The sequence below is a fragment of the Streptomyces sp. NPDC018964 genome (assembly GCF_044390325.1).
GTDB lineage: Bacteria > Actinomycetota > Actinomycetes > Streptomycetales > Streptomycetaceae > Streptomyces.
The window spans coordinates 233498-246027 of the sequence record NZ_JBIRYZ010000006.1 but is presented as its reverse complement, the minus strand read 5'-3'; the positions used below and the strand labels follow the sequence as shown (position 1 = coordinate 246027).

The following is a 12530-nucleotide window of genomic DNA, read 5'->3' as shown; positions in this document are numbered from 1 at the left end:
CTCCGCGGTTCCCCGACCCCTGTGTCACTCGAACGTGCTAATCCGCGGGTTATCGGCCCGTGGAGGCACACCTCGTCGCCCTAGGCTCCGGAGTCTGACAGGTGACAGGCCGGGTGTCGGCGGGCACGGTCGGGGAGGGGTTCATGGAGGCGTTACCGGCGCGGGCCCGCGTATATGTCGTCCGCGTCACCGTGCTGGGCCTGCTCTGTCCGCTGTCCCTGGTCCCCTCGGTCCCGGTGTCCCCGCCGGGCGGGGCGCGCTTCTCCTGGTGGGCGGTCGCCCTGCTCGCCGCGGTGTACGCGGGCTGCGAGCGCTTCGCCCGGTCGCGCCCGGCCACCGCCCCGCACCCGGGCGGAACCTTCCACCCCGTCCTGCTCGCCGGGGCCTTCCTGCTGCCACCGTCCGCCGCGGCGCTGGTCGCGCTCCCCGGAGCGCTGCTGCTCCCCGTGGGACGACGCCCGTACCTGGCGCGCAGGCTCTGGCGGGCCGGCCGGCTGGTGCTCGCCGTCTGGGCCGCGAGCCGGGTCCACCTGGCGGTCGGCGGCCGGGACGCGGTGGCGGACTGCGACGTCCCGGGCGCGCTCGGCACGGCCGGGGCCGCGGTGCTGGCGTTCTGCCTGGTGCTGACCCTGCTGGACGGCGGCGTCCCGGCGCCCGGCGCGCTCCCGCGCGGGAGGCGGATCCCGGCGGTGGCCGCCCGGTGGCGGCTGTTCCTCGGGTCGCTGGTACCGAGCGCCGTGCACGGCCTCGCCGGACTCATGATGGCGCTGCTGTGGCGCAGCCCCTACGGTCCCGTGGCCGCGCTGCTCGTGCTGCTGCCGATGGGCGTCTCCTGGTGGGCGTTCGCCCAGTACCACCAGGAGCGGGCCGCCCATCAGGCGACGATCCGCGCCCTCGTCCAGGCCGTCGACATCAAGGACGGCTACACGCGCGGGCACAGCGAACGCGTCGGACGCGCGTCCATGATGATCGCGCGGGAACTCGGCATGGACGACGAGCGCGTCGAGGTGCTCCGCTTCGCGGGCATCCTGCACGACGTCGGCAAGCTCGGCGTACCCACCCGGCTGCTCACCAAGAACGGTCCGCTGACCCCCGAGGAGCGCCGGGTGATCGAACTGCACCCCGAGTACGGGCACGAGATGGTGCGGGGGATCTCCTTCCTCGGCGAGGCCCGCGCGGCGGTGCTGCACCACCACGAACGGCTGGACGGCGCCGGCTACCCCTACGGACTGACGGGCAGTCAGATCCCCGAGTCCGCGCGGGTGGTCGCCGTCGCCGACGCCTTCGACGCGATGACCTCCACCCGCTCCTACAGCAGGGCGCGGCCCGTGTCCGTGGCGCTGGAGGAGCTCCGGCGGTGCGCGGGCACCCACTTCGACCCGCGGATGGTGGCCGCGCTGATCCGGGCGATCGGCCGGGACGGCTGGCATCCGGCGGTGACCGCCGACGAAGCACGCCCCGCCCCCGGTGACACCCACCCCGCCCCCGACGCCACCCGGCCGGTCGCCGGTGTCCCCGGGCCCGCCACGGGCGGCAGCCGACCGGCTCCCGGTGACACCCGGCCCGCCGACGGCGGCACGCGGTCCGCCACCGGGGACATACGGCCCGCGGCCGCGCCCGGAGCCGCCGCACCGGTCACCGGCCGGCCCGGGGCGCGCCGATGAGGCCCCGGCTCCACACCGTCGTCCACCTGTGCGCCGTCGTCCTCGCCACCGGTTCCCTCGGCGTCACCCTCTACGAAGGTGTCGAGGAGCGCGGTGCCGCCCTCGCCTTCGGGGTGCTCGTCGCCGTCGGCGAGCTCACCCGGCGCGACGGGACGCGGATCAGGGAGGCGGCGCCGCTCGCCGCCGCGGGCTCCCTGTCGTACGCGCTGCTCGGCGAGACCGCGGGGCGGCCCACCCACCACGGCGCCGCCCAGGTCGTCACCGTGGTGCTCGCCGCGTCCCTGCTCGGCAGCGTGCCGCACGTCGGGCGGGGAGCGGGACCCGCCCTCGACCCGCCGGCTCGCAGGGTGCTGACCGTCGGGTTCGCCGCCGTGTGCTTCCAGCCGCTGTACAACCGGGGCACCTTCGACGGCTGGGGAGGCCCCGCCCACGCGCTGCTCCTGCTCGTCCTGCTGTCCCTCACCGCGCTGTGCGACGCCGTGCTCGCCGCCGCGCTGGCCCACTCCCGCACCGGATGGCCCTTCCTGCCGACGCTGCGCGACGAACTGCGGGCCGTGCCCGGCATCGGGGCCGCGGTCGTCGCCACGGGCGCGGTGATGGCGCTCGGGGTCGCGGTCGTGGGGCTGTGGGCGCTGCCCGTCTTCTCCGTGCCCCTGCTGCTCGCACAGCTTTCCTACCGGCGGTACGCCGCCGTGCGCGCCACCTACCGGCAGACCATCACCTCCCTCGCGCGGGCCACCGAGATCGCCGGCTGCACCCCGGCCGGGCACGCCCGCCGGGTCGCCGAGCTCAGCCGGGCGGTGGGCCGGGACCTCGGGCTGACCGAACCCGAACTGACCGTGCTGGAGTACGCCGCCCTGATGCACGACATCGGCCAGCTCAGCCTCGTCGACCCGGTCCCCGGTGGCGCCACCGCCGTCCTGCCGGTCACCGAACAGCGGCGGATCGCGCTGCTCGGCGGCGCCGTGGTGCGCCGGACCGGGGTGGACCCGCGCGTGGCCGCGATCGTCGAACGCCAGGCCGACCCGCACCGGGAGCAGCCGCTCGCCGCGCGTATCGTCCGGGTGGTCAACGCGTACGAGGAGAAGTCCCGGGAAGGAGGGCCCGGCGGGCCGCTGGCCGCGCTGGAGGAACTGCGCCTGACAACCGCCGGGGAGTACGCGCCGGAGGTGGTCGAAGCACTGGCCCGGGTGCTGTCACGGAACACGGAGGGGGCACGTGAACATGGAGGGCCGAGCGTGGCGAGGGCCACGAACGGGACTGTCTGACCTCGGCCGAGGCTGGGTAACCCATGAGTAATGAGCGCCCTCGCGGCCGTACGTGGTTGGATGCGAAGAAGAGGGTGTCCGGGGGCGCGGACAGGTACGGCCAGCCCACCGACGGAACCGGCAGGCGGGAATCGTGAGGATCTTCGGCAAGGGACGGCACCGGCCCTCCGCCTCCTGGCGGCAGGCCACGGACCGTGCGTTCACGCTCATCGGCGACGGCCGGTACGAGGACGCGGGCGCGCTGCTGACCCGTGCCGCCGATCTGGAGCCCTGGTTGTCGGAGTCCTGGTTCAACCTCGCGCTGCTGCACAAGTTCCGGCACGACTGGGAGCAGGCGCGGGCGGCGGGCCTGCGGGCCGTGGCGCTGCTCGACCGCGACACCGGGGCTCCGGACTGGTGGAACGTGGGCATCGCCGCCACCGCCCTGCAGGACTGGCCGCTGGCCCGGCGGGCCTGGCAGGCCTACGGACTCAAGGTGCCCGGACCGGCCACCGACTCCGGCGAGCCCCTCGGCATGGAGCTGGGCAGCGCGGCCGTACGGCTGTCCCCGGAGGGGGAGGCGGAGGTGGTGTGGGGGCGGCGCCTGGACCCCGCCCGGATCGAGGTGCTGTCCATTCCGCTGCCGTCCTCCGGGCGCCGCTGGGGCGAGGTCGTCCTGCACGACGGGGTGCCGCACGGGGAGCGGAGCACCGCCGCCGGGCACACCTACCCGGTGTTCGACGAGATCGAGTTGTGGGCGCCCTCGCCGGTGCCGACCTGGGTGGTGCTGCTGGAGGCCGCGACGGAGGCCGACCGGGACGCGCTGGAGCAACTGGCCTCCGACGCCGGGTTCGCGGCCGAGGACTGGTCGTCCTCCGTACGGCTGCTGTGCCGGATGTGCTCGGAGTCCCGGATGCCGTCCGACGAAGGGGAGGGCGAGCACCTGGACCCGCACGATCACAGCGAGCCGGGGCATCCCGGGCCGCTCGGGCATCGTACGGACGGGCAGTTGTGGGTGCCGGAGCGGGAGTGCGGCGTGGCCGCCCCCGCCTCTCTCGTCCGGGGGCTGCTGGACGGGTGGGTCGCGGACAGCCCGGACTCGCGGGACTGGCGGGATCTCGAAGAGGTCTGCTGAGGCCGTCGGCCGCGCGCGGATCCGTCGTGCTTGTCCACGCCCACGCGGCCGAGCCGCACACGGCACGGTCCCGCGCCCCTGAAGGGGCGCTTCACCGTACCCTTGTCAGATCACAACCCCGGTTCCACTCAGGAAGGCACACGTCGGTCATGGCTCAGCAGGACACCGATCAGCAGCACGCGGGCGTGCTCCCCGTCGACGACGAGGGGTACGTCATCGACACGGAGGACTGCGAGGAGCGCGAGACGGCGTGGCGGGAGCGCGGCACCTCGCGCCCGATCACCGTGGTCGGCAACCCGGTGCTGCACCAGGAGTGCGAGGACGTGACGGACTTCGGCGACGAGCTCCAGCAGCTGGTCGCCGACATGTTCGCCAGCCAGCGCACCGCCGAGGGCGTGGGCCTGGCCGCCAACCAGATCGGTGTGGGCAAGAAGGTCTTCGTCTACGACTGCCCGGACGACGAGGGCGTGCGGCACGTCGGTGTGCTCTGCAACCCCGAGCTGGTCGAACTGCCCGCCGAGCGGCGCCGGCTGGACGACAGCAACGAGGGCTGCCTGTCGGTGCCCACCGCCTACATGCCGCTGGCCCGCCCCGACTACGCCGAGGTGACCGGGCAGGACGAGAAGGGCAACCCGGTCCGGGTACGCGGCACCGGCTACTTCGCACGGTGTTTGCAGCACGAGACCGACCACCTCTACGGCTACCTCTACATCGACCGGCTGTCCAAGCGCGAGCGCAAGGACGCGCTGCGGCAGATGGCCGAGAACGAGCCGCGTTACCCCGTGGTGGCCAACGACTGACCGGCCTCCGGAGCCTTCTTCCCCCTCCTCACCGACGGCGCCCGATCGAGCACTTTCCCGATCGGGCGCCGTTCGTCTGTGTGCCCTCCATGACAGCGAAATAGGCAAATCCGTTCCCAGAGCGGTCAGTTGTGGTGCTGAATGGAGGTGCGGGGATACGCGCGGCGTGCGCCCGGATCGGGGCGGGGCGCGCCGACTGGCGGCAGAGAGGGGATTGTTCGTGCATGATTTGTCACACGGCACCACATCGACACCGACCACCATCACAGTTCCACCGGCGCTGTCTCTTCCGGTGATCGAGACGGCGTTTCCCCGGCAACTCCACCCGTATTGGCCCCGGCTTCAGAAGGCGACCAGGGCGTGGCTGCTCGAAAAGCGGCTCATGCCGGCGGACAAGGTGGAGGAATATGCCGATGGCCTGTGCTACACCGACCTTATGGCGGGCTACTACACGGATGCCCCCGACGACGTCCTGCAGGCGATAGCGGACTACAGCGCGTGGTTCTTCGTCTGGGACGACCGGCACGACCGCGACATCGTGCACGGCCGCCCCGCCGCCTGGCGGCGGCTGAAGGACCGACTGCACCGCGCCCTCGACAGCCCCGGTGACCACGTGGGCCACGAGGACCCGGTGGTGGCGGGGCTCGCGGACAGCGCGGAGCGGCTGTACGCGTTCCTGCCGGGCGGCTGGAACGCCCGGTTCGCCCGGCACTTCCACGAGGTGATCGAGGCGTACGACCGGGAATTCCACAACCGTACGGAGGGGATCGTCCCCACCGTCGAGGAATACCTGGAACTTCGCCGGCTCACCTTCGCGCACTGGATCTGGACCGACCTCCTGGAGCAGAGCGCGGGCAGTGAACTACCGGACGCGGTACGGCATGACCCCGCCTATCGGAGGGCGGCACTGCTCAGTCAGGAATTCGCCGCCTGGTACAACGACCTGTGTTCACTGCCGAAGGAAATAGCGGGAAGCGAGGTACACAATCTCGGCATCAGCCTCATCGTCCACGAGGAACTCACGCTCGAAGAGGCGATCGCGGACATGAGGCGTCGCGTCGAGGAATGCATCAGCGAATTCCAGGACGCCGAACGGGACGCCCTGCGCTTCGCGGACACCCTCGACGACGGCACGGTGGGAGGAAAGGAGACGAGTGCCGCCGTACGCGCCTGCGTCGGCAACATGCGGAACTGGTTCAGCTCCGTCTACTGGTTCCACCACGAGTCCGGCCGTTACCGGGTCGACAGCTGGGACGACCGGTCCACACCCCCGTACGTCGACAACGAAACGGCAGGTGAGTCATGACCGTCGAGTCCGTGAACCACGGAACGGCCGGGGCGGCCGCGCTGCGCGAGCCTCCCGTGGCCGGCGGGGCGGTCCCCGTCCTCGGCCACGGCTGGAAACTGGCGCGCGATCCGCTCTCCTTCATGTCCCGGCTGCGTGACCACGGCGACGTCGTGCGCCTCAAGCTCGGACCGAAGACGGTGTACGCCGTCACCACCCCCGCCCTCACCGGGGCGGTGGCGCTGAGCCCCGACTACATCATCGCCGGACCGCTGTGGGAGTCCCTGGAGAGCCTGCTCGGCAAGGAGGGCGTCGCCACCGCCAACGGCCCGCTGCACCGGCGCCAGCGCCGCACCATCCAGCCCGCCTTCAAGCTGGACGCGATCCCCGCGTACGGGCCGGTCATGGCGGAGGAGGCGTACGCGCTCGTGGAGCGCTGGCGCTCCAAAGAGGTGCTGGACGTCACGGCGGAGTCGTTCCGCGTGGCCGTCCGGGTGACCGCCCGCTGCCTGATGCGCGGCAGCTCCATGGACGCCCGGGCGGAGCGCATCTGCGCCGACCTCGCCACGCTGTTCAGTGGCATGTACCAGCGCATGGTGGTGCCGCTCGGACCGCTCTACAAGGTTCCGCTTCCGGCCAACCGGGAATTCAACCGCGCGTTGGCCGATCTGCATGTCCTGGTCGACGAGATCGTCGCCGACCGACGGGCGAGCGGTCAAAAGCCGAACGATTTGCTGACGGCTTTGCTGGAGGCGAAGGACGAGAATGGCGATCCCATAGGGGAACAGGAGATCCACGACCAGGTCATCGCCATAGTCACCCCCGGCAGCGAAACCGTCGGAGCCACGATCATGTCGCTCCTGCTGGTTCTCACCGAGCACCCGGAACTCGGCGACAAGATCCGTGACGAGGTGAAAACCGTCGTGGGTGACCGCCCGGTCGCATTCGAGGACGTCCGGAAACTGACGTACACCGCGAATGTCGTCGTCGAGACCCTGCGGCTGTATCCGGCCGTATGGATATTGACCCGCCGTGCGGTGGCCGACACGGAACTGGGCGGATACCGCATTCCCCGGGGCGCGGACGTCATCTACAGTCCGTACGCGATCCAGCGCGACCGGCGGTCGTACGAGCGGCACGAGGAGTTCGACCCCGACCGCTGGCTCCCGGAGCGGGCGGGGGAGGTGCCCAAGTACGCGATGAGCCCGTTCAGCGTGGGCAACCGCAAGTGCCCCAGCGACCACTTCTCGATGGCCGAGCTCACGCTCACCACCGCGGTGATCGCCTCCGCCTACCGCTTCGACCACGCGCCCGGCTCCGACACCCGGCCCCGGATCGGCATCACGCTCCGGCCGCGCGGCCTGATGCTGCGGGCGGTGCCCCGCTGACCCCGGTCGCACGGCGCGCGTTCAGGCGGCCTGAGGGCCCCTGAACGCGCGCCGGTAGGCCTGCGGGGTCGTCCCCACCGCGCGGACGAAGTGATGGCGCAGCGCCGCCGCGTTGCCGAAGCCGGTACGGCCGGCGATCGCGTCCACCGTCTCGTCCGTCCCCTCCAGCAGGCGCTGCGCCAGCAGCACCCGCTGGCGCAGGATCCAGCGGTAGGGCGTGGTGCCGGTCTCCTGCTGGAAGCGGCGGGCGAAGGTGCGCGGCGACATGTGGGCACGGGCGGCGAGCTGCTCGACGGTGGTCTCCTCGTCGAGGTGCCGCTCCATCCACACCAGGACCTCGGAGACGGTGTCGCCCCCGGACGGCGGCAGCGGACGCTCGATGTACTGGGCCTGCCCGCCGTCGCGGTGCGGGGGCACCACCATGCGCCGGGCGATCTTGTTGGCGATCTCCGGACCCTGCTCCTTGCGCACCAGGTGCAGACAGGCGTCGATGCCGGCGGCGGTGCCCGCGGAGGTGATCACCGGGTCCTCGTCGACGTAGAGCACATCCGGCTCGACCGTCAGATGGGGATACTTCCCGGTCAGCGCCTCCGCGTGCTTCCAGTGGGCGGCGGCACGCCGGCCGTCGAGGAGCCCGGCGGCGGCGAGCACGAACACCCCGGAGCAGACGCTGAGCACCCGCGCGCCCCGGTCCACCCCGCTGCGCAGGGCGTCCAGCAGCTCGGGCGGGAACTCCCGGGACACATAGGAGGAACCGGCGGGCACGGCGATGAGGTCCGCCGTCTCCAGACGCTCCAGGCCGTGCTCGACCTGGAGGGAGAAGCCCGTGTTGGTGCGCACCGCCGGACCGTCGGCCGAGGCGACGGCGAAGTCGTAGACCGGCAGGCCGTCGTCGCTGCGGTCGACGCCGAAGACCTCGCAGACGACACCGAGCTCGAAGGGGTTCACGCCGTCGAGGAGGACGGCGACCACGTTCTGCAGCATGGCTCCAGTGTGCCGCACCCTTGGCAGTAAATCGAGGGTGTGCGGCAGTCCTGCCACTGCCGGTAAGGAGCATCGGGCGGGACAGTGGTGTCCATGGATACGACGTGGATGCAAGCACTGACCTCGATGGTGGCCGTCCTCGGCCTGTTCCTCTTCATGACCCTGCCCGCCCTGATCGGCATCGCACGCGACCGGCGGATCGACCGGCAGATCGAGCGGGCCCAGGCCGCCCGAGCCGCCGCCGGACGCCGCGAGGAGCCGGCGGCCGCACGCCCGGCGACGGGTGCCGCCCCGCACCGCACCGCGCGAGCGGCGTGACGGCGGGGCGGCACCCGGGCGCACGGCTGTCTAGAAGTCCTCGTCCAGGTCGACCGTGCCCTCCACGGCGACCTGGTACGCGGACGGCCGCCGCTCGAAGAAGTTCGTCAGCTCCTGGACGCCCTGGAGCTCCATGAACGAGAACGGGTTCTCCGAGCCGTACACCGGAGCGAAGCCCAGCCGCACCAGCCGCTGGTCGGCGACGCACTCCAGGTACTGACGCATCGACTCGGTGTTCATGCCCGGCAGCCCGTCCCCGCACAGGTCCCGCGCGAACTGCAGCTCCGCCTCGACCGCCTCGCGCAGCATGTCGGTGACCTGCTGCCCGAGTTCCTCGTCGAACAGCTCCGGCTCCTCCTTGCGCACGGTGTCGACCACGTCGAAGGCGAAGGACATGTGCATCGTCTCGTCCCGGAACACCCAGTTGGTGCCGGTCGCCAGCCCGTGCAGCAGGCCCCGGCCGCGGAACCAGTAGACGTAGGCGAAGGCCCCGTAGAAGAACAGGCCCTCGATGCACGCGGCGAAGCAGATCAGGTTCAGCAGGAAGCGGCGCCGGTCCGCCCGCGTCTCCAGCCGGTCGATCTGCTCCACCGAGTCCATCCACTTGAAGCAGAACTCGGCCTTCTCCCGGATGGACGGGATGTTCTCCACGGCCGCGAAGGCCGCCGCCCGGTCGTCCGGGTCGGGCAGGTAGGTGTCGAGCAGCGTCAGGTAGAACTGGACGTGCACCGCCTCCTCGAAGAGCTGCCGCGACAGGTACAGCCGCGCCTCCGGGGAGTTGATGTGCTTGTAGAGCGTCAGCACCAGGTTGTTCGCCACGATCGAGTCGCCCGTCGCGAAGAACGCGACCAGCCGGCCGATCAGGTGCTGCTCCTCGGGGCTGAGCTTCGCGAGATCGGCGACGTCCGAGTGGAGGTCGACCTCCTCCACGTGCCAGGTGTTCTTGATGGCGTCCCGGTAGCGCTCGTAGAAGTCGGGGTAGCGCATGGGGCGGAGCGTCAGCTCGAAGCCCGGGTCGAGCAGGTTCTTCGTGGTGCTGGTCATCACTGGCAGGCCTCGCAGGACTCGGGGTTTTCCAGGGAGCAGGCGACGGCCTCGGGGTCGGCCGCCTGCGGGACGGGGACGGTGGTGCGGGCCGCCGCGCGGGCGATCCGGGTCGCCGGGCGGGAGCGCAGGTAGTACGTCGTCTTCAGGCCCTGCTTCCAGGCGTACGCGTACATCGAGGAGAGCTTCCCGATGGTGGGCGTCTCCAGGAACAGGTTGAGCGACTGCGCCTGGTCCAGGAACGGGGTGCGGGCGGCGGCCATGTCGATCAGAGCGCGCTGCGGGATCTCCCAGGCGGTGCGGTACAGGCGCCGCACCTCCTCGGGGATCCAGGCGAAGTCCTGCACCGAGCCGTTGGCCTCGCGCAGCGCCTCACGGGTGCGCGCGTCCCACACGCCGAGCCGCTTCAGGTCGTCCACCAGGTACGAGTTGACCTGGAGGAACTCCCCGGACAGCGTCTCGCGCTTGAACAGGTTGGACACCTGCGGCTCGATGCACTCGTACACGCCCGCGATCGACGCGATGGTGGCGGTGGGCGCGATCGCCAGGAGCAGCGAGTTGCGCATCCCGGTGGCCGCGATCCGCGTCCGCAGCGCCGCCCAGCGCTCCGGCCAGGCGAGGTCCGTGTCGTAGTGGTCGGGGTGCAGCACGCCCCGGGCGGTACGGGTCTTCTCCCAGGCGGGCAGCGGGCCGTTCCGCTCGGCGAGGGCCGCGGAGGTCTCGTACGCGGCGAGCATGATCCGCTCGGCGATCCTCGTGGACAGCGCCTTCGCCTCGGGCGAGTCGAAGGGCAGCCGCAGCCGGAAGAACACGTCCTGGAGGCCCATCGCGCCCAGGCCCACCGGGCGCCAGCGGGCGTTGGAGCGGCCCGCCTGCTCGGTCGGGTAGTAGTTGATGTCCACCACCCGGTCGAGGAAGGTGACGGCCGTGCGGACGGTCTCGTCGAGGCGCTCCCAGTCGATGTCGTCACCGTCCACGAAGGCGCCGAGATTGACCGACCCCAGGTTGCAGACCGCGGTCTCCCCGTCGTCGGTGACCTCGAGGATCTCCGTGCACAGGTTGGAGGAGTGGACGACGTGGCCCGGCGTGGCCGTCTGGTTCGCCGTGCGGTTGGCGGCGTCCTTGAAGGTCATCCAGCCGTTGCCGGTCTGCGCGAGGGTGCGCATCATGCGGCCGTACAGCTCGCGGGCCGGGAGGGTCTTCCTCGCCAGGCCCTTCGCCTCGGCGGCCCGGTACGCCGCGTCGAACTCCTCGCCCCACAGGTCGACCAGCTCCGGCACGTCCGCCGGGGAGAACAGCGACCAGGACGCGTCGGCGTTCACCCGGCGCATGAACTCGTCGGGCACCCAGTGCGCGAGGTTCAGGTTGTGCGTGCGGCGGGCGTCCTCGCCGGTGTTGTCGCGCAGCTCCAGGAACTCCTCGATGTCGGAGTGCCAGGTCTCCAGGTAGACCGCCGCCGCGCCCTTGCGCCGGCCGCCCTGGTTCACGGCGGCGACCGAGGCGTCCAGCGTCTTCAGGAACGGGACGATGCCGTTGGAGTGCCCGTTGGTGCCGCGGATCAGCGAACCCCGGGCGCGGATGCGGGAGTACGACAGGCCGATGCCGCCGGCGTGCTTGGAGAGGCGGGCGACCTGGTGGTAGCGGTCGTAGATGGAGTCCAGCTCGTCCTTGGGGGAGTCCAGGAGGTAGCAGGACGACATCTGCGGGTGGCGCGTGCCGGAGTTGAACAGGGTGGGGGAGGAGGGCAGGTAGTCCAGGCGGCTCATCAGCCCGTACAGCGCGGCGACCTCGTCCACCGAGCGCGTGCTGTCGTCCTCGGCGAGGCCGGCGGCGACCCGCAGCAGGAAGTGCTGGGGCGTCTCGACGACCTTGCGGGTGAGCGGGTGCCGCAGCAGGTAGCGGCTGTGCAGGGTGCGCAGGCCGAAGTAGCCGAAGCGGTCGTCGGCGCCGGTGTCGATCAGCGCGTCGAGCCGGTCCGCGTGCAGGCGGACGAACGCGGCGGTCCGGTCGGCGATCAGGCCCTCGCGGTGTCCGGTCGCGACGGCCCCGGTGAACGAGGTGACGCCCTGCGAGGCGGCCTCGGCGCGGATGCCGAGGGTCAGCAGCCGGGCGGCGAGCCGGGAGTAGGCCGGGTCCTCGGAGATGAGCCCGGCCGCCGCCTCGGTGGCCAGCTCCCGCAGCTCCGCCTCGTCGGCGGCGGCGGACCGGCCGCGCAGCGCGGCGGCGGCGACCCGGCCGGGGTCGGCGTCGGGCAGGTCGGCGGTCAGCTCGGTCAGGGTCCGCAGCAGCGCGGCACCGGGGCCACCGCTCTCCTCGGTCACGTCGATCGCTGAGGCCGGATCGGCTGGCGCGATGGTCACGTGGGGCTCTCCCTCGCTCGGCACGGGGCCTCGAAGAGCGCAGGGGGCAGCACACGAACGCACGCGGCGTCGCGTCCACCGGCCCATTCCACGAGGCCCGGACGTCCACGCACCCGACCGGACGGCCGGGTGCGCTGTCGGCAGGTCCTCGGACTGACGCCCAGGCACACGCGTACGCGGGCATGGGTACACCGTTGCGGGACAGTTCCGGATTCACACCGGATTCCCCTGCGGCGACAGCGAGCATGAGCATACATCTTGTGCCGGGTGCCGCCACCAACCCCATATGTTGTGTCGCGGCGGTG

Annotated in this window: 10 protein-coding genes and 1 riboswitch; of the genes, 7 read left to right on the top strand and 3 right to left on the bottom strand. The window is 71.8% G+C overall.

The features are described 5' to 3' along the window. Positions 1-143: 143 nt before the first annotated feature. From ACH5AO_RS12855 to ACH5AO_RS12830, 6 genes are all read left to right on the top strand, one after another. On the top strand, positions 144-1664 hold the full coding sequence (locus ACH5AO_RS12855) for an HD domain-containing phosphohydrolase (protein WP_398924275.1): 1521 nt from the start codon (positions 144-146) through the stop codon (positions 1662-1664). Next, a complete protein-coding gene (locus tag ACH5AO_RS12850) occupies positions 1661-2932 on the top strand; it encodes an HD-GYP domain-containing protein (protein WP_398924274.1) in 1272 nt (423 codons plus the stop codon). Before ACH5AO_RS12855 ends, ACH5AO_RS12850 begins: the two co-directional genes overlap by 4 nt. A 133-nt stretch (positions 2933-3065) precedes the next feature. Further along, the gene (locus tag ACH5AO_RS12845; RefSeq protein ID WP_398924273.1) at positions 3066-4046 is read left to right on the top strand and encodes a tetratricopeptide repeat protein; all 981 of its coding nucleotides are present in this window, start codon (positions 3066-3068) and stop codon (positions 4044-4046) included. Between the two features lie 149 nt (positions 4047-4195). Then, a complete protein-coding gene (gene def, locus ACH5AO_RS12840; protein WP_398924271.1) occupies positions 4196-4846 on the top strand; it encodes a peptide deformylase in 651 nt (216 codons plus the stop codon). Between the two features lie 220 nt (positions 4847-5066). Further along, positions 5067-6152, top strand: coding sequence for an epi-isozizaene synthase (gene cyc1, locus ACH5AO_RS12835; RefSeq protein WP_398924270.1), 1086 nt, complete (start codon positions 5067-5069; stop codon positions 6150-6152). Then, positions 6149-7519: a cytochrome P450 gene (locus ACH5AO_RS12830; protein WP_398924269.1), complete on the top strand. Its 1371-nt coding sequence runs from the start codon at positions 6149-6151 to the stop codon at positions 7517-7519. Before cyc1 ends, ACH5AO_RS12830 begins: the two co-directional genes overlap by 4 nt. Positions 7520-7540: 21 nt before the next feature. Here the strand turns inward: ACH5AO_RS12830 and ACH5AO_RS12825 are convergent, their stop codons facing one another. Then, positions 7541-8503: a GlxA family transcriptional regulator gene (locus tag ACH5AO_RS12825; RefSeq protein ID WP_398924268.1), complete on the bottom strand. Its 963-nt coding sequence runs from the start codon at positions 8501-8503 to the stop codon at positions 7541-7543. Between the two features lie 93 nt (positions 8504-8596). Here ACH5AO_RS12825 and ACH5AO_RS12820 point away from each other — a divergent pair, with 93 nt between their 5' ends. Beyond that, the gene (locus ACH5AO_RS12820) at positions 8597-8821 is read left to right on the top strand and encodes a hypothetical protein (protein ID WP_398924267.1); all 225 of its coding nucleotides are present in this window, start codon (positions 8597-8599) and stop codon (positions 8819-8821) included. 30 nt (positions 8822-8851) lie between these two features. Here the strand turns inward: ACH5AO_RS12820 and ACH5AO_RS12815 are convergent, their stop codons facing one another. Both ACH5AO_RS12815 and ACH5AO_RS12810 read right to left on the bottom strand, forming a co-directional pair. Then, on the bottom strand, positions 8852-9865 hold the full coding sequence (locus tag ACH5AO_RS12815; protein WP_398924266.1) for a ribonucleotide-diphosphate reductase subunit beta: 1014 nt from the start codon (positions 9863-9865) through the stop codon (positions 8852-8854). Next, positions 9865-12225, bottom strand: coding sequence for a ribonucleoside-diphosphate reductase subunit alpha (locus ACH5AO_RS12810; protein WP_398924265.1), 2361 nt, complete (start codon positions 12223-12225; stop codon positions 9865-9867). The genes ACH5AO_RS12815 and ACH5AO_RS12810 overlap by 1 nt, the downstream gene beginning before the upstream one ends. Positions 12226-12346: 121 nt before the next feature. After that, a riboswitch (cobalamin riboswitch) is annotated at positions 12347-12518 on the bottom strand. Between the last annotated feature and the right edge of the window lie 12 nt (positions 12519-12530).

Excerpts from the sequence above, each read along its gene's own strand:
- ACH5AO_RS12830 (WP_398924269.1), top strand. The coding sequence starts at position 6,149 with ATGACCGTCGAGTCCGTGAACCACGGAACGGCCGGGGCGGCCGCGCTG.
- ACH5AO_RS12850 (WP_398924274.1), top strand. The coding sequence starts at position 1,661 with ATGAGGCCCCGGCTCCACACCGTCGTCCACCTGTGCGCCGTCGTCCTC.
- ACH5AO_RS12825 (WP_398924268.1), bottom strand. The coding sequence starts at position 8,503 with ATGCTGCAGAACGTGGTCGCCGTCCTCCTCGACGGCGTGAACCCCTTC.
- ACH5AO_RS12820 (WP_398924267.1), top strand. The coding sequence starts at position 8,597 with ATGGATACGACGTGGATGCAAGCACTGACCTCGATGGTGGCCGTCCTC.
- def (WP_398924271.1), top strand. The coding sequence starts at position 4,196 with ATGGCTCAGCAGGACACCGATCAGCAGCACGCGGGCGTGCTCCCCGTC.
- ACH5AO_RS12855 (WP_398924275.1), top strand. The coding sequence starts at position 144 with ATGGAGGCGTTACCGGCGCGGGCCCGCGTATATGTCGTCCGCGTCACC.
- ACH5AO_RS12815 (WP_398924266.1), bottom strand. The coding sequence starts at position 9,865 with ATGACCAGCACCACGAAGAACCTGCTCGACCCGGGCTTCGAGCTGACG.